Here is a 21,845-nt window from a genome sequence, read left to right as displayed (position 1 = left end):
GTCGGCATGGCCATCACGCTGCCGATCGATGACGCTGCGAACGAGTACCTCACCCGCAGTCCGCTGGCGCTGCTCATCGGGATGACGCTCGACCAGCAGATCCCGCTCGAGAAGGCGTTCTCCTCCCCGTACGTGCTGGCCCAGCGGCTCGGCCACGAGCCGACCGCCCACGAGCTGGCCGAGTTCGACCCCGAGGCGCTGCTGCCCATCTTCGCCACCCCGCCGGCGCTGCACCGCTTCCCGAAGGCCATGGCCGCCCGCGTCCAGGAGGTGTGCCGCGCCCTGGCCGACAACTACGACGGCGACCCGGCCGGCCTGTGGACCGGCGTCGCGGACGGCAACGAACTGCTCCGCCGCGTGCAGGGGCTGCCGGGCTTCGGCAAGCAGAAGGCCCAGATCTTCGTCGCCCTCCTCGGCAAGCAGTACGGCGTCCAGCCCGAGGGCTGGCGCACGGCCGCGGGCCACTATGGCGAGGAGGGCTCCCACAAGTCGGTCGCCGACATCGTGGACGCCCCGTCCCTGGCGAAGGTGCGCGAGTACAAGAAGCAGATCAAGGCCGAAGCCAAAGCCGCCAAGGCGCAGTAGCCCTCATGAGCGGTCACAGCGACTGGAACGAGCTGCGCGACCGGCGCCTGGCCGAACCGGGCGCCGAGGCGGCGTATGCGGCGGCCAGGCGGGAAGTCGAGCCGGCCCGCGCCACCCAGGAGAGCGAACGCCGAATCGACGAGTAAGTCAGAGGCGGCGCGGGCCGCTGTCCGGGCGGGGCTGGTGCGGTGCGAACTCCGCGCTCGCGTGCAGCACCGCCAACCCCGAAGGCCGCGCCAGCACCGGGTTCAGCGTCAGCGAGGACAACCCCGGCTGCTCGTCCACCAGCCGTCCCACCCGCAGCAACAGGTCGGCCAGCGCGTCGAGGTCGACGGGGTCGGCCCCCCGATAGCCGGTCAGCAGCGGCGCCGCCCGGGGTGCCAGCACCAACGCCGCCGCGTCGCGGTCCGTCAGTGGCACCGGCCGCCAGGCGCGGTCGCCGAGGAGGTCGGCCGCCTCGCCCCCGAGCCCGAATCCCACCACGGGCCCGAAGGACGGGTCGTCGACCACTTCCACGACGCACGCGACGCCCGGGGCCACCATCGGCTGCACCACGACCTCGACGCCAAGGCCGAAGAGGCGTTCCAGCTCCTGGTAGGCCTCCGCCACCGCCGACGGTGAGGTCAGGTTCAGCCGTACCGCCCCCAAGTCGATCCGATGCCGCCAGGGCTTCGTCGCCACCTTCAGCGCCACCGGCAGCCCCAGGGACGACGCGACGTCCACGACGTGCGGGCCGGAGGCCCACGTGCTCGGTACGACCGGAATCCCATAGGCGGCGAGCAGCGCATCCGCCTCGCCGCGGTCGCCCAGGCCCGAGACGGCCAGGCGGGTCGCGATCTCCACGCCCAGCGCGGCATTCACGCCGGGGAGATCAGGGACGGAGCCGACCGGTTCGCGGCGCCACGACGCGTAGCGGGCCACGCGGCCGAGGGCGCGGACCGCCTCCTCGATGGCCGGGAACATGGGCAGGGCGATCGGGTCCTCGTCGCCGTAGGCGGGCGCGACCGTGAAGGACGGGTCGGCCGGCATGACCACCGCGAGGGGCCGTGGCGCGCCCGCCGTCGAGACCCGCAGGAGCTCGGCCACACCCAGCTGGTCGCGTTCGGCCAGGGCCGGGGCATACGCCGCCACCACCGCGTCCACGGACTCGTCGTCCAGGGCGGCGTGCACGGCCCGCACGAAGTCCACATCATTGACCTCAGGACCCAGATCCCGTGGGTACCCCTCAGCTATCCGCAATCCCGCCGCCGGTGCCTTGGCCACGGTCAGAACGCCCAGCGCGGCCGCGTTGGTGACGACGGCGATGCGGTCGCCGGTCGGCAGCGGGCGCCCGGCGATCAGCAGGCCGACGTCGAACAGCTCGGCCACGGTGTCGACGCGGATGACACCGGAGCTGGCGAACAGCGCCGCGACGCCGCGCGCGTCCGGGCCCACCGTGACCGCGTCCAGGGCCGGCGGGCGGACCGGGCTCGCCACGGCCGCGACCGGCTTGCGGCGGGCCAGCTCGCGGGCGATGCGGGCGAACTTGCGCGGGTTGCCGAAGGTCTCCAGGTACAGCAGTACCGCGTCGGTGTGCGGGTCCTCCCGCCAGTACTGCAGCGCGTCGTTGCCCGACACGTCCGCGCGGTTGCCGGCCGAGATGAACGTCGACAGGCCCAGGCCGCGCCGGTCGGCCTCGGCCAGCAGCGCTGTTCCGAGCGCGGCGGACTGGCTGAAGAAGCCCACCCGGCCCGCGCGCGGGAGCAGCGGGGCGAGGGTGGCGTTGAGCCGTACGCCCGGATCGGTGTTCGCCACACCCAGGCAGTTCGGGCCGACGAGGCGCATCCCGTGGTCGCGCACCGCCCGCAGCAGGGCCGCCTGCGCGTCCGCGCCCGCGGGGCCGGACTCCGCGAAGCCCGCGGACACGATGACGAGGCCGTGCACGCCCGCCGCGGCGCAGTCGGCGACCACCGTCGGGACCGCGTCGGCGGGGACGGCGATCACGGCGAGGTCGACATCGGCAGTACCAGAGAGGCTCGAAACCGCCGGAAGCCCGCCGACCACTGGCGCCGATGGATGGACCGGCACGATCTGCCCGGCGAAGCCGGCGCCCTTGAGGTGGGCCAGGAGCGCGGCGCCGATGCCCGAGCCGCCCGAGCGGGCCCCGTAGACGGCGACGCCGCGCGGGTTGAGCAGCCGCGCGATCGAGCGGGCCTCCGCGCGCTGCTCGCGGGTCTGCTGCACGCGCAGGGAGTCGGGGGTGGTCTTGATCGGGAACCACAGGTGCACGACGCCGTCGGCGAACTGGCGCTCGATGTGGAAGCCGGCGGCCATGAAGACGCGCAGCATGGGCTGGTTGACGGGCAGGACGTCGGCCTCGAACTCGGTGATGCCCTCGGTACTCGCGGCGGCGGCGAGGTGCTCGATGAGCACCGAGCCGATCCCGCGGCCCTGGTGGGCGTCCTCGACCACGAACGCGACCTCGGCCTGGTGGGAGCCGGTGCCCAGCCGGTCGTACCGGCCGACCGCGATCAGTTCGCCCGCGTGCTCGACGACGAACGCCTCGCGATCGTGATGGTCGACGTTCACGAAGCGGTCCAGGTCGCGCTGCGGGATCCGGGGGTACGCCGAGAAGTACCGCAGATATCGCGTGCGCTCCGAGAACCGCGAGTGCAGCGCCACGATGCGGTCGGCGTCGCCGGGCCGGATCGGTCGCAAGTGGACGGTGGTGCCGTCCGATAGCAGCACATCCGCGGCCCGCGTGGCCGAAACGTCGTTCACCCGCATAGTTTCCACCCGTCTGGGTTACGGTGTCTGCCATGATGCTGACCCCGGCGGATGTGCAGGCGGTGCGGTTCGCCAAGGCGCCGTTCGGCAAGCGCGGCTACGACGAGGAGCAGGTCGACCAGTTCCTCGACGACGTCGCGCAGACCCTCGTCGCGCTGCAGGACGAGCTGGCCAACCTGCGGCTGAGCGCGGCGCCCGACGCGTCCTTCGGCACGTCGCCCGCGGCCGAGACCGAGATGCTCGCCGAGCTCGACCGCATCAAGCAGCGCCTGTCGCGCCTCGAGGCCGCGGTCCGCCATTAGTCGCGGGGGTCGTGGGGGTCCAGGCCGAAGAACGGGAACGAGATCCGCCTCGTGGCCATGATGGTCCGGTCGATCGCGTCCGGGGACTCGCCCGGGACCCAGGGGACGTAGCTCGTACCGCCGCCGTCGGTCATCGTCCGCGGCAGCGGGGCGCCGGGCCGGCGCGCGGACGCGAGTGAGCGCCACTCCTCGGGCAGTTCCAGGGCCGGGTCAAGCTCCTCCCCCGTCACCACCGCGAGCAGGTGCGTCCAGGCCCGGGGCACGCACTCGACCAGCGCGTAGCCGCCGCCCCCGCTCGCCACCCACTTGCCGCCGGCGACCTCCTGCGCGAGGTCGCGCAGCGCGAGGTACGCCGCGCGCTGGCCGTCGACGGTGAGCCGGAGGTTGGCCAGGGGGTCGTGGTGGTACGTGTCCGCGCCGCACTGCGTGAACAGCAGCTGGGGCCGGAACGCGCGCAGGACGCCGGGCACCACCGCGTGGAAGGCGCGCAGCCAGCCCGCGTCGTCGGTGCCGGGCGGCAGCGCGACGTTGACCGCCGAGCCGGGCGCGTCCGGGCCGCCGGTCTCGTCGGGGAAGCCGGTGCCGGGGAACAGCGTGCGCGGCGACTCGTGCAGGCTGACGGTGAGCACGCGCGGGTCGTTCCAGAACACCGTCTGCACGCCGTCGCCGTGGTGCACGTCGATGTCGACGTACGCCACGCGCTCCGCCCCCAGCTCCAGCACGCGCTTGATCGCGACGGCCGGATCGTTGTACACGCAGAAGCCCGCGGCCCGGGCCGGCATCGCGTGGTGCAGCCCGCCGGAGATGCTGACCGCGCGGTCCGCCTCCCCGCTCCAGACGGCCTCGGCCGCGCGCCGCGTCGCCCCGGTGATGAGCGCGCTGGCGTCGTGCATGCCGACGAAGGTCGGGTTGTCGGTGGTACCGAGGCCCATGATGTTGATCCGCCGGCCCGTCGAGGCCGCCTTGACGACCGCGATGTAGTCGGGATCGTGCACGGTCTCCAGCATCGCGTCGGTGGCCGGCTCCGCCCGCTCCAGCCTGACCCCGGCACGGTCCAGCACGCCGAGGCGGCGGGCCAGGTCCATGGTCAGCTCGACGCGCACCGGGTCGAGGGGATGATCCCCCATGTCGTACTTCAGGAGCCGCTCGTCCCACACCACCAACGTGCTCATGCGGCCTCCGTTTCGATCGGACGGCTCGGATCGGTGATCCAGTGGCTCCAGGATCCCACGTAGAGCGCGGCGTCCACGCCCTGCTCATGCAACGCGAGCACCAGCTGGGCCGCGGTCACTCCGGATCCGCAATACGCTCCCACGGTTCCGGTTTTCTGCGTCGGTACCGTCTGCAGAAGGCCATCCGCGTCAACCGTCTCCGCCGCCGGAAGGTTGAGCGCGCCCGGGATGTGGCCGGCGACGGGATCGACGGGCTCGGTCTCCCCGCGGTACCGGGCGGCCACGCGCGCATCGAGCAGCGTGTTAGCTGCGTCGCTCGCGTCGGCCGCGGTCCAGACCGGCATGCCCCCGGTCACGACCGTTACGTCGCCTTCGTCCGGTTCGACCGCCTCGGTCGTCACGGAATGTCCAGCCTTGATCCACGCCGCGTAACCGCCATCGAGGACTCTCACGTTCTCGATGCCCGCCCAGCGCAGCGTCCACCAGGCGCGCGCCGCGGCCCCGGTAGGATTGGGCCCGCCTGCGTCGTACACCACCACCGGGTGCCCGGCGCGGACCCCAAGTCTCCGCAGCGCGTCCTCCAGCGCCGCGGGATCGGGCAGCGGATGGCGCCCACCGGCGCCCGGCGGCCCACAGAGGTCTTCGTCGAGATCGGCGAAGACCGCGCCAGGCAGATGACCGGCGTCGTACGCGACCCGGCCGTCCTTCGCGAGGGTCCAGCGCACATCGAGAAGAGTCGGCGGTTGGGCGGACCGCACCAGCTCGGCGAGAGCGGCGACGTTCAAGATCGCCCGGTTGGCTGTCACGCTCCAATCTTGTCGTACGCAGCGAGTACCATCGCGTACCGGGAGGGCATGGGCAGTGAACGACTTGGTCGACACCACCGAGATGTACCTGAAGACGATCCTCGAACTCGAAGAGGAGGGCGTCGTCCCCAAGCGCGCCCGAATCGCGGAGCGCCTGCACCAGAGCGGCCCCACCGTCAGCCAGACCGTGGCCCGCATGGAGCGCGACGGCCTGCTCATCGTCGAGGGCGACCGCCACCTGGCACTGACCGACCTGGGCCGCGAGCACGCGGTCGCGGTCATGCGCAAGCACCGCCTCGCCGAGCTGCTGCTCGTGAACGTGATCGGCCTGCCCTACGAGGAGGCCCACGAGGAGGCGTGCCGCTGGGAGCACGTCATGAGCGACGCCGTCGAGCAGCGGGTCTACGAGCTGCTGGGGCGGCCGACGCGCTCGCCGTACGGCAACCCGATCCCCGGCCTCGACGGCCTGCGCGGCGACGCCCCGGACGAGGACCCCGACCCCGAGCGCAACCTGGCCTTCCCGGGCCTGGCCGGCGCCGTGGTCGTGAGCCGCATCTGCGAGTCCGTCCAGACCGACGCCGACGTCCTGCGCCAGCTCCACACCGCGGGCATCGACCCCGGCGCCACCGTCACCGTGGCCCAGGAGCGCGACGGCGTCTCGATCGACCGCGAGGGCGAGCGCATCCGCCTGCCCCGCGAGGTCGCGTCGCGCGTCTTCGTGGCCGCGGCCTAGCGCTTCCTGGTCGTCGCCGTGTCCGCCGCTCCCGAGCCACCACCGCCCGGGCCCGCCAACGACACGGCGCCGACCACGCACGGCGGCCCCGCCGGCCCCGCCGCCCACGGTCCGGCCACGGCCAGCGCAACTACGGCCAGCGCGACCACCCACGGTCCGACCACCCCCGGCCCCACCACCGCGAGCCCCACCACCGCGAGCCCCACCACCGCGAGCCCCACCACCGCGAGCCCCACCACCGCGAGCCCCACCACCGCGAGCCCCACCACCGCGAGCCCCACCACCGACGGCCCCGCCCGCCCGACCGCCCACGGCCCGACCGCGACTGGCCCGACCGTGCGCAGCCAGGCCGGCCCGCCCGACCACGGCCCGGTCCGCCCGACCGCCTACGGTTCGACCGCGACCAGCCCGACCGTGAGCGACCTCGCCGGCCCACCCGACCACGGCCCGGCCCGCCCGACCGCCCACGGCCCGACCGCGACCAGCCCGACCGTGAGCGGCCCCGCCGGCCCACCCGACCACGGCCTGGCCCGCCCGACCGCCCACGGCCCGACCACGGCTGGCCCCACCACGGCTGGCCCCACCACGGCTGGCCCCACCACGGCCCTGAACGACGCCCGCGGATCGAACGCGGCTCAACAGCAGGCGCGCGGGTCGCACGCGGCGCCCACCCCACCCGGTCCACCCGACACGTGCGCGGGCCCGCCGGAATCCGCGTCGGCGGCGTGTGACGGGGCGCCGTCGTGTTCGGTCGAGGACGTGCTGGATCGGATCGGGTCCAAGTGGAGCGTGTGCATCCTGGTCGCCGCCTCCCCGGGGCCGATCCGGTTCTCCGCCCTGGAGCGGACCATCCCGGGCATCAGCCGGCGCATGCTGACCCTGACCCTGCGCAACCTGGAACGCGACGGGCTCGTGGTGCGCACGAGCTACCCGACGGTGCCGCCGCGCGTCGAGTACTCGCTCACGCCGATGGCCCTCGAACTCCAGGCCGCCCTCGTCGCGCTCACCACCTGGGCCCGCCGCCACCAGACCGACGTCGCCGAATCGCGCGCCCGCTACGACGACCGCGCGCCGTAACCGGCCCTGCGACCTCCCAGGTCCCGCGGGCCGATCTCCGCCGACGCGCGCGAGCACTACGAGCGCGCCCTGGAGATCGACGTGGGGCTGGCCGCGGAAATTCGCGCCACCTGCACAACCCGACATTTCACGATTTGTCGCCCAGCCGACGCCGGCGGTCCCGGGCGGGCGCGGGATGAGCTCGCGGCCACCCCGAGGGCATGACTGGTCCGGCAACCCGCCGGTAAGGGAAATTTCGGCACTTAGCCTGAGTTGGTGGGATTCGACCGCGCCTTCTCCGATGAGCCGCTCGACAAGGCGCTCTGGGCCCTGGCCGACGACGGCGACCCCTCCGCCGCGCTCGAGCTCATCGCCGCCGCCGACGACCCGGTGCACCGGGAGCACGCGGTGGCCATCCTCGGGGCCGGCGGGGCGCTGCGGATCGAGGCGCTGCGGGAGCTGACGGCGCAGCAGGCGTACCTGCCCGAGCGGTGGCTCCTGCTCGGCGCCTCGCTCGCGGCCGCGGCCTGGTCGGTGCGCGAGGACAACCACGCCAAGCCGGTCGTGACCGAGCGGCTGGTGCAGGAGCAGCAGGCGCTCGTGTCCGAGGCGCGCACGGCCCTGCGCCAGGCCGCCGCGCTCTCGCGGGACGACCCGGTGCCGTGGAGCGAGCTCGCCGGGGCGGTGGTCTGCGCGCCGCTGCACCGCACCGAGGCGGCCGACGTGTTCAAGCGGGCCTGCATCCTGGGCCCCGACCTCTACGGGGCGCACACCAGGCACCTCACCGGCCTCACCCGCCGCTGGTACGGCAGCCAGGACAAGGTCATCGCCTTCGCCCGCACCCGCACGGAGCAGCGGCCGGACGGTCACCCCCTGCACGCCCTCGTCGCGCTGGCGCACATCGAAGGCTACGTCGACGGGCTGCTGCGCGGCACCGTGGTCGGCCGGTTCTGGCGCGCCTGGCGGTACTTCGCCGACTCCGCGGTCCGCCGCGAGACCGACGCCGCGGCCGAGCGCCTGCTCGCCGGGTACGACGACTTCGCGAGCAATCCCTGGACGATGAGCGCGCACCAGGCGTTCGCGGCGCTGTATCACCAGGCCGGCGAGCCGGACCGGGCCAAGGTGCACCTCGAACTGGGCGGCGAGCGGGCCGCGGTCTGGCCCTGGCGCTACTTCGGCGAGCCGGAGGAGTTGTTCGCTGCCGCCCGTACCGCGGCAGGGCTCTAAAGGCTGCTCAGGTCGATCAACTTGGCGAGCTCGATCATCTTCGGCATCGCCTCGGCGGCCTTGTCGTCGGCGTTGCCGGGGGCCAGCCGCAGCGACAGCTTGATGATCCGCTTGTTGCCGGCCAGCCAGCCGACCTCCACGCCCGGGCCGGCCTTTTCCGCGGCGGGGGTCTGCATCTGGTAGCCCACCAGGCCGAGCCCGTCGACCGTCTGGGCGTCCTTCGGCTGTACGTCCGAGCCGAACACGTCCGCCCCGATGCTCGTCGTGCTGACGGAGAGCACCAGGTCCGGATAGGAGCCGCCGGCCGCCTGCAGCACGCAGGAGAACGTGTTGTCCATCGAGGCGCCCGCGGCGATCGACAGGTTCAGCCCCAGCTTGGCATTGACCATGCCGAAGTCGAGCAGCTGGCAGGCTCCCCCGGCGGCGGCCGCCGGAGCGGTCGAGGCCTGGGCGGCCGGGCTCGCGCCGGCATCGTCGCACCCGGCGGCGAGCGTCGCGGACAGGGCAACGACGGCGAGCAGCACCCTTCGCACGACGCGCACCCTATACCGGCAACCGGGCGGTGATGTACTTGGCGATCTCCAGTGAACTCGTCGCGGCCGGCGAGGGCGCGTTGAGCACGTGCACCTGCCGGCCCTCCGTGACGATGAGGAAGTCGTCGACCAGGTCGCCGGCCGGCGTGATCGCTTGCGCGCGGACGCCCGCCTCAGCCGGTACCAGATCCGCGGTTGTGATTGAAGGCACCAGACGGGCCAGGCTTTCCGCGAATCGGCGCTTGGACAGGGAGCGGCGCACCTCGGTCAGGCCGTAGCGCAGGTGCTTGCGGCCGAGCGCCCACAGACCGCGGTAGGTCGCGGCGTCGGCGACGTCGCGCGGCCGCACCTTGCCCCACGTGTAGCCCTCGCGCGCCATCGCGAGCACCGCGTTCGGCCCGGCGTGCACGCTGCCGTCGACCATCTTCGTGAGGTGCACGCCGAGGAACGGGAACTGCGGGTCGGGCACCGGGTAGATGAGGCCGTTGACGAGGTGGCGGCGGTCGGGGCGCAGCTCGTAGTACTCGCCGCGGAACGGGATGATGCGCGCGGGCGGGCTGATGCCGGCCATCCGGGCCACCCGGTCGGCGTGCAGGCCCGCGCAGTTGACGACGGCGTCGGCGGTCAGGTCCCCCGTCGTCGTGCGCACCACGACCTCGCGCTCGGACGCGCGGATGCCCACCACGGCGGTGTTGAGCCGCAGCGTCGCGCCCGCCTTCTCGGCCAGCTCGGCGAGCTTGACGCAGACCGCCTTGTAGTCGGCGATCCCGGTCGACGCGACGTGGATGCCCTCGACGCAGGCGACCTCCGGCTCGTACTCGCGCGCCTCGCCCTGGCTCACCATGCGCACCGGCAGCCCGTTGGCCGCCGCCCGCTCGTACAGCGCGCGGAGCCGCGGCAGCTCCTCCGGCGCGGTCGCGACGATGAGCTTCCCGGTGACCTTGTGGGCGATCCCGTGCTCGGCACAGAACTCGACCATCGACGCGCTGCCGGCCTTGCACAGTGTGGCCTTGAGGCTACCGGGCTTGTAGTACACCCCGGCGTGGATGACCCCGGAGTTGTGCCCGGTCTGGTGGACACCCCACCCGGCCTCCTTCTCCACGACCGTGACCCGGGCGTCGGGCCGGTCCTGGACGAGCCGCTGGGCCGTCGCCAGCCCGACGATGCCCCCACCGATGACGATGTACCGCACGGGCCGACTCCATTCACCTCGGATCGCGCCATCTTAGGGGTCTGAAGATGGCGTGCTAGCGTGACCGACCGTGAGTGGGGTGGCAATGGACGACGGGACGCAGGCCCCGGCGGTGACGAAGCAACCGGCCCGCCCCTGGCGCGCCCGAGCGATCCAGGTGGTCCGCATCCTCGCGGCGCTGGCGATCGCGTACTTCATCGTCGCCACCACGGTCCAGCAGTGGTCCTCGGTCTCGGCGACCTTCCGAAGCCTCTCGTGGCCGTCCCTGGGCGCCTCGCTGGCGTGCGCGGTCGCGTGCCTGTGGGCCACGATGATGGCCTGGCGCGCGATGGTCGGCAACCTCGACCACCCCCTGCGCGTGCGCGACGCCGCGCCGATCCAGCTCATCGGAGCCCTAGGAAAATACCTTCCGGGTACCGTCTGGGCGTACGTCGTCCAGATGGAGCTCGGCCGCCGCGTTGGCGTCTCCCGCGCCAAGGTCTTCATCGGCTCGGCCGTCGTGACCGGCCTCGGCGTCACGGTGGGCCTGGTGTTGACCGCCCCCGGCTTCGGCGTGGCCTTCGACGGCGCGGACGCGAGCGAGCACCGCACCTTCGCCCAGCTGGCCGTCTGGTGCGCGGTCATCCTGCTGCCGTTCGGCCTGGCCTGCTGTTACCCGCCGCTGCTGACGTACCTGGTCGGCCGCGCGATGCGCATCCTGCGCCGCCCGGCCCTGGACCGCCCGATCACCTGGCGCCCGGTCCTGGTGAGCAGCGCCTGGTGCGCGGTCGGCTACCTCGCGGCGGGCCTGCACATCTTCTTCCTGGTCCGCTCCCACCTGCCCGGCGTGCACGGGATCATCGGCTCGATCTTCGCCATGGCGCTCGCGATGAGCATCAGCACCTTCGTCATCGTCGCCCCGTCCGGCCTGGGCGCGCGCGAGTTCCTGATGGCGATCGCGCTGGCCGGCCTGGGCGTACCGTGGCCGACCGCTTGGGCGCTGACGCTGGTCTCGCGCCTGCTGTTCACCCTGGCGGACGTGGCGGCGGCCGGCGTCTCGGCGGCGGTGGGGCTGCGGCGGATTCGGCACTCGGCACCACCGGCCCAGCAGGAGCCGGAGCCGGACGTCGCGGGCTGAGCTACGCCGCCGCGCGGTGCTGCAGGTAGTCCTCCCAGGTCACCGCGCCCAGGGCGTGGTCCGGCGCCAGGTGCCCGCCCGCGCGGTAGCCCCGGAACGTCTTCCCCGGGAGGCGGAGCGGGGCGAGGGGGCGGCGCTTGCCGTACACCTGGAGGAACGAGCGGAACAGGTCCCTGACCGGCCGCACCTCGGGGCCGCCGAAGTCCTCCTCGACGGGGGCGGTGCCCGGGCCGAGGGAGGCGGCGAGTGACCCGAGCCGCCGCGCGACGTCGCGGGTGTCGACCGGCTGGAGGTCGAAGGCGGGGTAGAGCACGACCGGCAGCCGCGCGGCCGCGTGGGCCAGGGTGAAGACCAGGTCGTGGAACTGGGTCGCGCGGAAGATGGAGCCGCCGCGCGCCCGCACGAGGTGCTCGACGGCGAGCTTCTGGCGGTAGTACGGCAGGGGCACGCGGTCGACGCCGACGATCGAGACGTACAACAGGTGCTGTTCGGGCCTGAGCGCCCCCAGCAACCGCTCGGCCGCGCGCACGTCGCGCCGCCCGTCGGTCGCGGCGTGGATGACGAGCGCGGCCCCGTCGAGCGCGGCCGGCAGGCCCTCCCCCGTCAGCAGGTCGGCCCGCGCCATCCCGGGCGCCGAGCGGCTCATCCCGCGCGCAGGCAGGCCCTGCCGTTCGAGCTCCGTCATCAGTACCCGGCCGAGCTTCCCCGTCGCGCCGGTCACCAGAATCGTCCCGTCCACCTGCCCGTCCCCCTTCCCTAAGCGTCGTCAGCCTCGCCGGACGCGTCCTCGCGCAGCGTCGTCTCGTCCAGCGCGGCCCCGTGCGACCCCGCCTCGCCGAGCATGGCATCGCCGGGTGTCACTTCGCTGACCGCGGCCGCGCGGAGTGTTGCGAGGAAGGCCTCGACCACCGCCGGCACCGTGCGCCCCGCCAGCGTCGCGGCCATCACCGTCCGGTGCGGCACCTCCTCGGGGTCGAGCGGCAGCAGCACCACGCCGGCGGGTGCCGTCCGCGCGGCGAGGCCCGGCACGAGCGTCACGCCGAGCCCGGCGGCCACGAACCCGAACTTGGCCGTCCACTCCTGCACCACGAACTCGATCCGTGGCGTGAAACCCCGCCGCGCGCTCGCCGCCAGCAGGGTGTCCTCCGCCCGCGCCGACCCGGCGATCCACGCCTCGTCGGCCACCCCGGCGAGCCGCACCACCCGACCGGGGCGCGCCAGCGGGTGCCCCGCCGCGACCGCGAGCAGCAGCGGCTCGTCCACCAGGTGGTGCAGCCGGAACCGCTCGTCCGCGAACGGCCGGTCCGCGCTCGCGTTCACCAGCACCACATCCGCGTCCCCCACCAGCAGCGCCCCCAGCAGCCGCGAGGTCAGCCCCTCCACCAGCGAGATCTCCACCCCCGGATGCGACGCGCGGAACCGGGCCAGCGCCCGCGGCACCACCGCCGCATCCGCCGTGGCGAAGGCTCCCACCCGCAGCCGCCCGATCAGCGCGTCCCGCACCGCCCGCACGTCTCGCCGTGCCGAGGACAGCCGGTCCAGTACCGCCGAAGCATGCTCCAGCAGGCACCGCCCCTCCGCCGTCAGCGCCACCCCGCGCGGCAGCCGGTCGAAGAGCCGCGCGCCGAACTCGGCCTCCAGCGCGGCCATCTGCCGCGAGACCGCCGACTGGGTGTAGCGCAGCGTCGCCGCCGCCCCCGTGATCGACCGCTGCCGCGCCACCTCGCGAAAGACCTCGAGCATCTCCGTCTGCACGAAGTGACATTCCCACGGCGCATCGCGGCCATGCCAGACATTTGCTGGTCGCATGCGTCCGAGGCTCATAGCGTCGACCGCATGATGATCCTCGACAGCCCCGCGGGCGTGACGCCGCCCGCCGGGCCGTACTCGCACGTCGCGCGCGTGGACACCGGCAACGTCGCGCTGCTGTTCCTCGCCGGGCAGATCGCGGTCGGCGACGACGGCGACATCGTCGGGGAGGGCGACATGGCGGCCCAGGCGCGGTACGTCTTCGAGGTCGTCCGCGGCATCCTCGCCGCGCACGGGGGCGGGTTCGAGCACGTCGCGCACATCCGGACGTTCGTCACCGATCTGGGGCTGCTGCCGGAGTACGGGACCGTGCGGCGCGAGCTCTTCCCGGGCACGCCGCCCGCCAGCACCACGGTCGAGATCTCGAAGCTGTTCCGCGCGGGCGCGCTGCTGGAGGTCGAGGTGACCGCCGCCGTACCCCGTTGACCGAATCCTTACGTTCGGACGCGCGGAACGCTTACCCATGCACCGCACGATGGCCGCCATGAGACGAACGCTCGCCATCGCCCTCGCCGCCGGTGTGCTCTTCGTGGGCGGCTGCAGCCGGGCACTCCCGCAGCAGGACCCGAGCACGGCCGTGGACACCATGCTCACCCTGACCGCCGACGATCTGACCGTCGATGACGCCCAGGCCGCGGACGACGAGATCACGACCGTCGCCATCGCCGAGACGGTCAAGGGCAAGGGGGCCGACCTCGACAAGGCCAAGCAGGCCGTGGCCGCGCGCATCGACAAGCGGCTCGAGGCGCTCAAGAAGGACGACGCCGTGATCGCGAAGGCCGATCAGCTCACCGCGGCGCACAAGGACACGCTCACCAAGCTCGTGGCCGACCAGCGCAGCGGGCTCACCGCCCTCAAGACCAAGGTCCAGGGCGAGACGACGGCCGAGGCGCTCAAGGCCGACGCGCAGAGCATGGTCTTCGACTACCGCGTCTTCATGCTCACCGGGCCGAAGGTGCGCCTGACCGCCGCCATCGACACCGAGCTCGCGGTGGCCACGAAGCTCAAGGCCGACGCGGTCAAGCAGCACCTCGACGGCAAGACGACCGCGCTGCTGGCCCTCAAGCCCGGCAAGGACGGCGACGCCATCAAGGGCGCGGTCGCCCCGATCCGGCAGGCCGCCAAGACCGCGCACACCGACCTGAAGGCGCTACGCAAGACCAAGTGAGATCAGCCCGGCCGGCGTCGGGCTGAAGCCGCAGGACTCCAGGTAGAACCTCGTGAGGTGGGGTTCGAAGTCGACGTGGAGCCAGCGGCATCCGGTGGCCCGGGCCTCCTCGGCGGCCCGGGCCACCAGCCGCGTCGCGACGCCGCCCCGCCGGTACCCCTCGGCCACCATCGTGTCCAGGATGAACGCGTGTTCGCCGCCGTCCCACGCGACGTTGACGAAGCCGGCGAGGACGTCGCCGTCCCGGGCCACGACCCAGCCGAGGCTGTGCGCATTGACGCGCGTCCACCAATCAACGGGCGACAACGAGCCGAAGCACGCGTGATGCAGCGCGGAAAGCTCGGCCGAGGTGAACGGGGCGCGCCAGGCGAGGTTCATCGCGCCAAGGTTAGAGGCGCCGGCACCGTCCAGTGCTTGAGGGCCAGCGCCGGCCGCTCCACGAGATGCCACGACGCCGCCGCCACGAGCAGGACGGCGGGCACGCACAGCGCGAGGTACGGCAGCACGCCCCACGCCGCGCCGCCGAAATGCGCCACGGTCTGCTGAATCGGGAATGCGTAAATGTAGATCCCGTACGAGTAGTCGTGCGACCGGCCGACCGCGTGCAGGCGGGGCGGAACGGCGCACGCGGCGTACAGGAGAAGGTAGGCAAAAGCCGGGTAACCGAGCACGAAGAAGCCCCCGTAGACGAGACTCGCCGTCATGACCAGGGCCGCGAAGATCGCCAACAACGGATGTAGTGGCACCCGGTGGGCATACAACTGCACGCTCGCGCCGAGCAGGAACAGGAATCCGAGATAGACGGCGAGCTGTAGATCGACATAGCCCCACAAAGGCAAGGGACCAAGGCCGCCACGGTACCGCGGGGCCACCGGATCATGCACCGCATCGATCACGAGCACGGCGTACGCCACGCAAGCCAGCACCGGCACCGCCCACGGCGCGCGGCGCGGCAGCCCGGCCGCGATGAGCACGGTCAGGCCGCAGTAGCACAGCAGCTCGTACACGAGGCTCCACAGCGACCCGTTGGCCACGCTGGTCTGCACGAGCTGCCCATAGGGCGTGTCGAGGAACAGCGTGCCGATCCCCCACTGGTGGATCGCGCCGAAGACGTTGGACCGCACGAACCCGAAGCCGCCCGCGTGCCCGGTCACGGCGGCGGCGAGCGCGGTCGCGGCCAGGCACACCCACAGGCCGGGGAAGATGCGCAGGAAGCGGTGCCAGGCGAAGCGCAGCGGCCCGGTCCGGCGCGCGGACGCGGCGACGAGGAACCCGGACAGCACGAAGAACCCGTCGACGGCGAGCGTCCCGAGGTCGACCTGGCCGCGGGTCAGGCTCTGCCCCGGGTTCGGCCGGCCCAGCCCGAGCGGCCACGAGTGCGCGACCAGCACCGACAGGGCCAGGATGAGGCGGATCAGGCCGAGTCCGTTGGCCTTCGGGTCGTACCGGTCACGCAGCGTCGTCACGCAAGGACCAACGAACCGGACAGACACGAAGTTTCCCGATAAATCGTTACCTGTACGTGCCGGTCCCCTCCCCCTGGCGTGTTCAACTGCGCATCCTCGCCCTGGTCGCGGCCGCGTGGCTGCTGGTCACGGCCCTGTACGCGGCCCACTGCGCCCTCGTCCTGCCGCCCCTGCTCCTGCTCGCCACCGCGTCCCTCCTGCGCGGGGGCCGCGGCCTGCTCGACCGGGTGATGCTCGCCGCCGCGCTGCTGCTCGGCGCCACCTGCGTCGCCGGGCTCGGGTTCGCGTATTGGCCCTGGGGCCTGCACCCGGTCCCCGTGGCCGGGACGGCGGCCACCGTGCTGATCCTGCTGGCCGCGTGGTCGGGCCGGCGCCCGAGCCTCCCGCGGCCGCGCTGGTCCGACGCCGTCGCCCTGGCCGCGGCGGGCGTCGTCGGGCTGGTCGCGGCGTGGCCGGCCTGGCACACGAGCCAACAGGCCAAACTGGCGATCATGCTCGACGGCGAGGACCTCGGCCGGCACGCGGCGGTCTTCGACGCGATCCGGCGCACCGGCGGCTACCTCTTCGCCGATCACGCGCGCGCCGAGCGCTACGTCTACGGCGGGATGATCGACTATCCGCAGGGTTCGCACCTGCTGGAAGGCCTGCTCGACGGGTTCGTCCGGTCCTCGGCGGACGATTTCGGCGTCGGTACCGCAATGCTGACCCACTATCTCTGGTTCACGATCGTGGGGTACACCTTCCTGGCCCTGGCTCTTGTCTGGTCGGCCCAGTGGATCGCCGCGGGCGCGCTGACCCCGGCGCGGTGCGTGCCCCTCGCCGCGCTGATCGCCGCCGTCTGCGCGGCCGGGGAGATGCTGGAGCTGCTGAGCTTCGGCTATCCGAGCCAGGTGCTGGGCCTGGCCGAGGCGGTGCTGCTCATGGCCCTGCTGGCCCGCCCGGTCGCGCGCACCCGGGACCAGCTGCTGCTCGTCGCCGCGCTGCTGGCCGCGGTCGGGTTCACCTACTACCTGTACCTGCCGCCCGTCGGCCTGGCCGCGCTGATCTGGCTGGGCACGCAGTGGCGGCGCGTGGCCCGGCGCCCGGGCGCGCTCGCCCTCGCCGCGGCGTGCGGGCTGGCCGCGGCCGCGCCGATGGCCTACGGGCTGCTCTACGCCGACCAGGCCAGCGCGCTGTTCGTGATCGGGTACCTCGTGCTGAGCCGCGACGCGCTCGCCGCCCTCGCCGCGCTGGTTCTCACCGGCCTGCTCTCGCGGCGCGGGCGGCACAGCCGGATCTGGCGGCGGTACGCGCTGGGCTTCGTCCCCGCCGCCGCGTTCGCCGGGGTGCTGCTGGTGGGGCAACGGCTGTTCGGGGTCGGCAGCGGGTACTACGCGAACAAGGCGCTGTACCTCGTCTTCGCCCTGCTGCTCGTGGGCGCGGGCGCGCTGGCGCTGCACCTCCCGCCGCCCGCCGTGTCGCGGCGGCACCGCTCGCTGCCGGTCGCGGTACCGGCCCTGATCGCGATCGTCGCGCTCAGCGGGGCGGGCCGGGGCGACACGCCGTACACCGGCGGGTTCTGGGGTCGTTCCTGGGTGCGGGGCCCGGACGCGGCGCGCCTCGCCCAGGCCGACCTCCTCCTGGTCGCGGCCGCGCGGCTGCCGGACGACGCGCCCGTGCTGGTGGTCGGCGACGACACGGGCTACGAGTCGTACCGCCTGACGCTCTTCCTCTCCGCCATCCAGCGCACCTCCGGGGCGACCGCGGGCGCCATCTACAACCACCTGCCCGTGACCAACCCGGACCGCCTCGACGCCTCGATCGCCACGATGCAGGGCCCGGTGCGGCTCCTCGCCCTCTCCGACGCGTCCGCGCGCCGCGCCGAGGCCGTCCGCGCCCGCCACCCTGCGTCACGGGTGGAAGTTGTACGGGTATAACTTTCGATCATGTCTGTGAAGGCCTCCCTGTTCGGTCTGGCGTTCGGCGACGCGCTCGGCAAGCCCACCGAGTTCCGCACGTACGAACAGATCGTGGCGACGTTCGGCCCGCGCGGCCCCCGCGACCTGCCCCCGGGCGCGCTGGTCACCGACGACACCCAGATGGCCCTGGCCGTCGGCGCGGCCCTGACCCTGGTCGACGGCCCCCTGACCGCCGAGCGGCTCGAGCCGCACCTGAACCGCCTGTTCGTCAAGTGGCTGCACGATCCGGAGAACAACCGCGCCCCCGGCAACACCTGCCTCGCCGCGTGCGAGCAGCTCGACCGCGGCCTGCCGTGGTGGGAGGCGACCGTGCGCGAGTCGAAGGGCTGCGGCGCCAACATGCGCGTCACGCCGGTCGGCCTCGTCCCGGGCCTGAGCGAGGACGAGCGCGCGGGCGCGGCCCAGCTGCAGGCCGCCCTCACCCACGGCCACCCGACCGGCCTGGCCGCGTCCGAGCTGACCGCCCTCGCCGTCCGCTGGCTCCTCGACGGCCTGCCGGTGGCCGAGCTCCCGGCCGCGCTGCGCGCGCGGTGCGACTCGCAGCACACGGTGTACCGCGGCGACTGGCTCGGCGACGACCTCTGGCGCCGGCCCGCGACCGCCTCCCCCGAGGCCTTCATCGCCCGCGGCTGGGAGGAGTGCAAGGCCGCCCTCACGGGCCTGGAGGACCAGGTCCGCTACCTGGGCCCGGACGCCGACCCGTGCGCGGCCGGCGGCGCGGGCTGGGTCGCCGAGGAGGCCCTCGCGACGGCGGTCTACTGCGTCCTGCTCTTCCCCGGCTCCCCCGTCGACGCCATCGCCCGCGGCGCCGCCTCGTCGGGCGACTCGGACTCGATCGCCTGCCTGGCGGGCGCCTTCGTCGGCGCCGCCCACCCCGACACCGACTGGCCGGCGGACTGGTACGAGCGGATCGAGTACAAGGACGACCTGAACCGCCTCGCGAACGCCTGGTCCTAGGAACAGCGAAACGGCCCGGCCGAGGTGGCCGGGCCGTTCACTGCAAACAACAATCAGCTGCAGCCGCTGGTGGAGCCGCAGCCCTCGCAGACGTAGCAGCTGCCCGCGGGGCGCATCTTGGTGCCGCAGGTGAAGCACAGCGGCGCGTCGGCGGCCTTGCCCTGGACCAGTTCGAGCAGCTCGGTCGAGGAGCCGATGCGGCGCGGGGCCTCGACCTCGGCCGGCTTGGCCTTGTCCGCCGAGGGCTTCTCGACCGGGGCCGAGTTGCGCATCTCGGTCAGGTCGACGTCGGACTCGCCCGCCTCGGCGCGCAGCTGGGCGGCGCGCTCGCCCGAGGTCAGGATGCCCAGCTCCGAGCGGGTGTCGAAGTCCAGGAAGTCCAGGGCCAGGCGGCGGAAGACGTAGTCGACGATCGACGTGGCCAGGCGGATGTCCGGGTCGTCGGTCATGCCGGCCGGCTCGAAGCGCATGTTCACGAACTTCGAGACGTACGTCTCCAGCGGCACCCCGTACTGCAGGCCGATCGAGATCGCCACCGAGAACGCGTCCATGACGCCGGCGAGGGTCGAGCCCTGCTTGGACATCTTGAGGAAGACCTCGCCGAGGCCGTCGTCCGGGTAGGACGACGCGGTGAGGTAGCCCTCGGCGCCGGCCACGGAGAACGACACCGTCGAGCTCGGGCGCTTCTTCGGCAGCCGCTTGCGCACCGGGCGGTACTCGATGACCTTCTCGGTCTTCACGACCTCCTGGACGACCGGCTCCGGCTCGGCCTTCTTGGAGGAGCTGACCGCCGAGAGCGGCTGGCCGACCTTGCAGTTGTCGCGGTAGATCGCCAGCGCCTTGAGGCCGAGCTTCCAGCCCTGGTAGTAGATCTCCTCGACGTCCTCGACGGTCGCCGACTCCGGCATGTTGACCGTCTTGGAGATGGCGCCGGAGATGAACGGCTGGATGGCCGCCATCATGCGGACGTGGCCCATCGGCGCGATGGTCCGCTCGCCCATGGCGCAGTCGAAGACGCTGTAGTGCTCGAGCTTGAGGCCGGGCGCGTCGACCACGTGGCCGTGCGCCGAGATGTGCTCGACGATCGCCTCGACCTGCTCCTCCTGGTACCCCAGGGTGCGCAGCGCCCGCGGCACGGTCTGGTTGACGATCTGCATCGAACCGCCGCCGACGAGCTTCTTGAACTTGACCAGGGCCAGGTCGGGCTCGACGCCGGTGGTGTCGCAGTCCATCATCAGGCCGATGGTGCCGGTCGGGGCGAGCACGCTGGCCTGCGAGTTGCGCCAGCCGTTCTTCGCGCCGATCTCGTTGCCCAGCGCCCACTGCGCCGTGGCCGCTTCCTTGATCGCGGCGTCGACGGCACCGACGGTACCGATGACGGCGTTTGCGGCTTGATGCTTGTCCATCACGCGGGCGTGCGCGCTGGCGTTGCGGGCGTAGCCGTCGTAGGCACCCACGACGCCGGCCAGCTCGGCCGAGCGGCGGTAGGCGGTGCCGGTCATGAGGCTGCTGATCGACGCGGCTACGGCCCGGCCGCCCTCCGAGTCGTACGCGAGGCCGCTGGCCATGAGCAGCGCGCCCAGGTTCGCGTAGCCGATGCCGAGCTGGCGGTACGCGCGGCTGGTCTCGCCGATCTTCTCGGTCGGGAAGTCGGCGAAGGAGATCGAGATGTCCATCGCGGTGATGACCAGCTCGACCGACTTCACGAACTTCTCGACGGCGAAGGTGCCGTCGGCGTTGAGGTACTTCAGCAGGTTCAGCGACGCCAGGTTGCAGCTGGAGTTGTCCAGGTGCATGTACTCGCTGCACGGGTTCGACGCGGTGATCCGCCCGGTCTCGGGGCAGGTGTGCCAGTCGTTGATCGTGTCGTCGTACTGGATGCCCGGGTCGGCGCACTCCCACGCGGCCTGGGCGAGCTTGCGGAACAGCTCCTTGCCCTTGACCGAGGTGATGGGGCTGTTGTCGAGCCGCGACTTGAGCGCGAACTCGGTGTCGTCCTCGACCGAGCGCATGAACTCGGCGTTCACGCGCACCGAGTTGTTGGCGTTCTGGTACTGAACGCTGACGATGTCCTTGCCGCCCAGGTCCATGTCGAAGCCGGCGTCGCGCAGGGCCCGGATCTTGTCCTCTTCGCGGGCCTTGGTCTCGATGAACTCCTCCACGTCGGGGTGATCGACGTCGAGGATGACCATCTTGGCCGCGCGCCGGGTGGCGCCGCCGCTCTTGATCGTCCCGGCCGACGCGTCCGCGCCGCGCATGAACGACACCGGGCCGCTGGCCGTGCCGCCGCTGGTGAGCAGCTCCTTGGACGAGCGGATCCGGGACAGGTTGACGCCGGAGCCAGAGCCGCCCTTGAAGATCAGCCCCTCCTCCTTGTACCAGTCGAGGATCGAGTCCATCGAGTCGTCGACGGCGAGGATGAAGCAGGCGCTGACCTGCTGCGGCGACGGCGTGCCGACGTTGAACCAGACCGGCGAGTTGAAGCTGAACACCTGGTGCAGCAGCATCCAGGTCAGCTCGTGGCCGAAGACCTCGGCGTCGGCCTCGGTCGCGAAGTACCCGTACTGCAGGCCCGCCTTGGTGTAGGTGGACACGACGCGGTCGATCAGCTGGCGCAGCGACTGCTCGCGCTGCGGCGTGCCGACGGCCCCGCGGAAGTACTTGGTGGTGACGATGTTGGCCGCGTTGACGCTCCACGTCGTCGGGAACTCGACCCCCCGCTGCTCGAAGTTGATCGAGCCGTCCCGCCAGTTGGTCATCACGACGTCGCGACGCTCCCACGTCACCTCGTCGTACGGGTGTACACCCTCGGTCGTCCAGACGCGCTCGACCCGCAGCCCCTCCCGCGTGTCCTTGCGTGCCGATGCCTTCGTCTTCGTCTCCCCCGCCATCCGCGGCCCCCTCAGTCAGCGTTTTGTGTTTTCGTTCTGTGTCAGGTTTCGCCGGTACCGCATGTGCGTACCGACCCCACCGCAAGCTTTTTGGTGCGGTTTGTCCG

21 protein-coding genes are annotated in these 21,845 nt (G+C 72.7%); 11 read left to right on the top strand and 10 right to left on the bottom strand.

Going from position 1 to position 21,845, the window contains the following annotated elements:
• Positions 1–6: 6 nt before the first annotated feature.
• Positions 7–585: an HhH-GPD-type base excision DNA repair protein gene (locus ACQPZ4_RS08300; protein ID WP_433057568.1), complete on the top strand. Its 579-nt coding sequence runs from the start codon at positions 7–9 to the stop codon at positions 583–585.
• A 5-nt stretch (positions 586–590) separates the two neighbouring features.
• A complete protein-coding gene (locus tag ACQPZ4_RS08295; RefSeq protein WP_433057566.1) occupies positions 591–731 on the top strand; it encodes a hypothetical protein in 141 nt (46 codons plus the stop codon).
• Between the two features lies 1 nt (position 732).
• Here the strand turns inward: ACQPZ4_RS08295 and ACQPZ4_RS08290 are convergent, their stop codons facing one another.
• A complete protein-coding gene (locus ACQPZ4_RS08290; protein ID WP_433057564.1) occupies positions 733–3,345 on the bottom strand; it encodes a GNAT family N-acetyltransferase in 2,613 nt (870 codons plus the stop codon).
• A gap of 38 nt (positions 3,346–3,383) precedes the next feature.
• Between ACQPZ4_RS08290 and ACQPZ4_RS08285 the strand changes: the two genes are divergently transcribed.
• Entirely contained in the window at positions 3,384–3,653 is a 270-nt protein-coding gene (locus tag ACQPZ4_RS08285; protein WP_433057562.1) for a DivIVA domain-containing protein, read from the top strand.
• Here the strand turns inward: ACQPZ4_RS08285 and ACQPZ4_RS08280 are convergent.
• Together ACQPZ4_RS08280 and ACQPZ4_RS08275 are read right to left on the bottom strand one after the other, a co-directional pair.
• Entirely contained in the window at positions 3,650–4,825 is a 1,176-nt protein-coding gene (locus ACQPZ4_RS08280) for an acetoin utilization protein AcuC (protein WP_433057560.1), read from the bottom strand. The two genes, ACQPZ4_RS08285 and ACQPZ4_RS08280, sit on opposite strands and share 4 nt — an antisense overlap.
• On the bottom strand, positions 4,822–5,631 hold the full coding sequence (locus ACQPZ4_RS08275) for a sulfurtransferase (protein ID WP_433057558.1): 810 nt from the start codon (positions 5,629–5,631) through the stop codon (positions 4,822–4,824). Before ACQPZ4_RS08275 ends, ACQPZ4_RS08280 begins: the two co-directional genes overlap by 4 nt.
• An 82-nt stretch (positions 5,632–5,713) precedes the next feature.
• Here ACQPZ4_RS08275 and ACQPZ4_RS08270 point away from each other — a divergent pair, with 82 nt between their 5' ends.
• The 3 genes from ACQPZ4_RS08270 to ACQPZ4_RS08260 all read left to right on the top strand — a co-directional run bounded on the left by ACQPZ4_RS08270 (position 5,714) and on the right by ACQPZ4_RS08260 (position 8,647).
• Entirely contained in the window at positions 5,714–6,364 is a 651-nt protein-coding gene (locus ACQPZ4_RS08270; protein ID WP_433066383.1) for a metal-dependent transcriptional regulator, read from the top strand.
• Between the two features lie 759 nt (positions 6,365–7,123).
• Positions 7,124–7,441 (top strand): winged helix-turn-helix transcriptional regulator, encoded by a 318-nt coding sequence (locus ACQPZ4_RS08265; protein ID WP_433066380.1) that lies wholly within the window; start codon positions 7,124–7,126, stop codon positions 7,439–7,441.
• Positions 7,442–7,696: 255 nt separating this feature from the next.
• Positions 7,697–8,647: a hypothetical protein gene (locus ACQPZ4_RS08260; RefSeq protein ID WP_433057556.1), complete on the top strand. Its 951-nt coding sequence runs from the start codon at positions 7,697–7,699 to the stop codon at positions 8,645–8,647.
• Here ACQPZ4_RS08260 and ACQPZ4_RS08255 read toward each other — a convergent pair.
• Together ACQPZ4_RS08255 and lhgO are read right to left on the bottom strand one after the other, a co-directional pair.
• Positions 8,644–9,180: a hypothetical protein gene (locus ACQPZ4_RS08255; protein ID WP_433057554.1), complete on the bottom strand. Its 537-nt coding sequence runs from the start codon at positions 9,178–9,180 to the stop codon at positions 8,644–8,646. The two genes, ACQPZ4_RS08260 and ACQPZ4_RS08255, sit on opposite strands and share 4 nt — an antisense overlap.
• A gap of 10 nt (positions 9,181–9,190) precedes the next feature.
• A complete protein-coding gene (gene lhgO, locus ACQPZ4_RS08250; RefSeq protein WP_433057552.1) occupies positions 9,191–10,372 on the bottom strand; it encodes an L-2-hydroxyglutarate oxidase in 1,182 nt (393 codons plus the stop codon).
• 70 nt (positions 10,373–10,442) lie between these two features.
• Between lhgO and ACQPZ4_RS08245 the strand changes: the two genes are divergently transcribed.
• A complete protein-coding gene (locus ACQPZ4_RS08245; RefSeq protein ID WP_433057550.1) occupies positions 10,443–11,489 on the top strand; it encodes a lysylphosphatidylglycerol synthase transmembrane domain-containing protein in 1,047 nt (348 codons plus the stop codon).
• Position 11,490: 1 nt separating this feature from the next.
• Here ACQPZ4_RS08245 and ACQPZ4_RS08240 read toward each other — a convergent pair whose 3' ends face one another.
• The gene (locus ACQPZ4_RS08240; protein ID WP_433057548.1) at positions 11,491–12,228 is read right to left on the bottom strand and encodes an SDR family oxidoreductase; all 738 of its coding nucleotides are present in this window, start codon (positions 12,226–12,228) and stop codon (positions 11,491–11,493) included.
• A gap of 17 nt (positions 12,229–12,245) precedes the next feature.
• Positions 12,246–13,244 (bottom strand): LysR family transcriptional regulator, encoded by a 999-nt coding sequence (locus ACQPZ4_RS08235; protein WP_433057546.1) that lies wholly within the window; start codon positions 13,242–13,244, stop codon positions 12,246–12,248.
• An 81-nt stretch (positions 13,245–13,325) separates the two neighbouring features.
• Here ACQPZ4_RS08235 and ACQPZ4_RS08230 point away from each other — a divergent pair, with 81 nt between their 5' ends.
• A complete protein-coding gene (locus ACQPZ4_RS08230) occupies positions 13,326–13,724 on the top strand; it encodes a RidA family protein (RefSeq protein WP_433057544.1) in 399 nt (132 codons plus the stop codon).
• A gap of 58 nt (positions 13,725–13,782) precedes the next feature.
• Entirely contained in the window at positions 13,783–14,466 is a 684-nt protein-coding gene (locus ACQPZ4_RS08225; protein ID WP_433057542.1) for a hypothetical protein, read from the top strand.
• Here ACQPZ4_RS08225 and ACQPZ4_RS08220 read toward each other — a convergent pair.
• Positions 14,449–14,844, bottom strand: a complete 396-nt coding sequence (locus ACQPZ4_RS08220) for a GNAT family N-acetyltransferase (protein ID WP_433057540.1) — start codon at positions 14,842–14,844, stop codon at positions 14,449–14,451. The two genes, ACQPZ4_RS08225 and ACQPZ4_RS08220, sit on opposite strands and share 18 nt — an antisense overlap.
• Entirely contained in the window at positions 14,841–15,932 is a 1,092-nt protein-coding gene (locus ACQPZ4_RS08215; RefSeq protein WP_433057538.1) for an acyltransferase family protein, read from the bottom strand. Before ACQPZ4_RS08215 ends, ACQPZ4_RS08220 begins: the two co-directional genes overlap by 4 nt.
• 56 nt (positions 15,933–15,988) lie before the next feature.
• On the opposite strand from ACQPZ4_RS08215, the gene ACQPZ4_RS08210 reads away from it, so the two are divergent.
• Entirely contained in the window at positions 15,989–17,848 is a 1,860-nt protein-coding gene (locus tag ACQPZ4_RS08210) for a hypothetical protein (protein ID WP_433057536.1), read from the top strand.
• A 9-nt stretch (positions 17,849–17,857) separates the two neighbouring features.
• The gene (locus ACQPZ4_RS08205) at positions 17,858–18,847 is read left to right on the top strand and encodes an ADP-ribosylglycohydrolase family protein (RefSeq protein WP_433057534.1); all 990 of its coding nucleotides are present in this window, start codon (positions 17,858–17,860) and stop codon (positions 18,845–18,847) included.
• A gap of 53 nt (positions 18,848–18,900) precedes the next feature.
• On the opposite strand, the gene ACQPZ4_RS08200 is transcribed toward ACQPZ4_RS08205, so the two are convergent.
• Complete coding sequence (locus ACQPZ4_RS08200; RefSeq protein WP_433057532.1) at positions 18,901–21,738, bottom strand: vitamin B12-dependent ribonucleotide reductase; 2,838 nt, start codon at positions 21,736–21,738, stop codon at positions 18,901–18,903.
• Positions 21,739–21,845: the final 107 nt, after the last annotated feature.

Origin of the sequence: Dactylosporangium sp. CS-033363 (genome assembly GCF_050942475.1) — a bacterium.
Lineage (GTDB): Bacteria > Actinomycetota > Actinomycetes > Mycobacteriales > Micromonosporaceae > Dactylosporangium.
This window is presented reverse-complemented; position numbering and strand designations above follow the sequence as displayed.

What these genes read in the sequence shown, in the direction of transcription:
- ACQPZ4_RS08300 (WP_433057568.1), top strand. Translation starts at nt 7, where the DNA reads ATGGCCATCACGCTGCCGATCGATGACGCTGCGAACGAGTACCTCACC.
- ACQPZ4_RS08295 (WP_433057566.1), top strand. Translation starts at nt 591, where the DNA reads ATGAGCGGTCACAGCGACTGGAACGAGCTGCGCGACCGGCGCCTGGCC.
- ACQPZ4_RS08285 (WP_433057562.1), top strand. Translation starts at nt 3,384, where the DNA reads ATGATGCTGACCCCGGCGGATGTGCAGGCGGTGCGGTTCGCCAAGGCG.
- ACQPZ4_RS08280 (WP_433057560.1), bottom strand. Translation starts at nt 4,825, where the DNA reads ATGAGCACGTTGGTGGTGTGGGACGAGCGGCTCCTGAAGTACGACATG.
- ACQPZ4_RS08270 (WP_433066383.1), top strand. Translation starts at nt 5,714, where the DNA reads ATGTACCTGAAGACGATCCTCGAACTCGAAGAGGAGGGCGTCGTCCCC.
- ACQPZ4_RS08230 (WP_433057544.1), top strand. Translation starts at nt 13,326, where the DNA reads ATGATGATCCTCGACAGCCCCGCGGGCGTGACGCCGCCCGCCGGGCCG.
- ACQPZ4_RS08225 (WP_433057542.1), top strand. Translation starts at nt 13,783, where the DNA reads ATGAGACGAACGCTCGCCATCGCCCTCGCCGCCGGTGTGCTCTTCGTG.
- ACQPZ4_RS08220 (WP_433057540.1), bottom strand. Translation starts at nt 14,844, where the DNA reads ATGAACCTCGCCTGGCGCGCCCCGTTCACCTCGGCCGAGCTTTCCGCG.
- ACQPZ4_RS08205 (WP_433057534.1), top strand. Translation starts at nt 17,858, where the DNA reads ATGTCTGTGAAGGCCTCCCTGTTCGGTCTGGCGTTCGGCGACGCGCTC.
- ACQPZ4_RS08200 (WP_433057532.1), bottom strand. Translation starts at nt 21,738, where the DNA reads ATGGCGGGGGAGACGAAGACGAAGGCATCGGCACGCAAGGACACGCGG.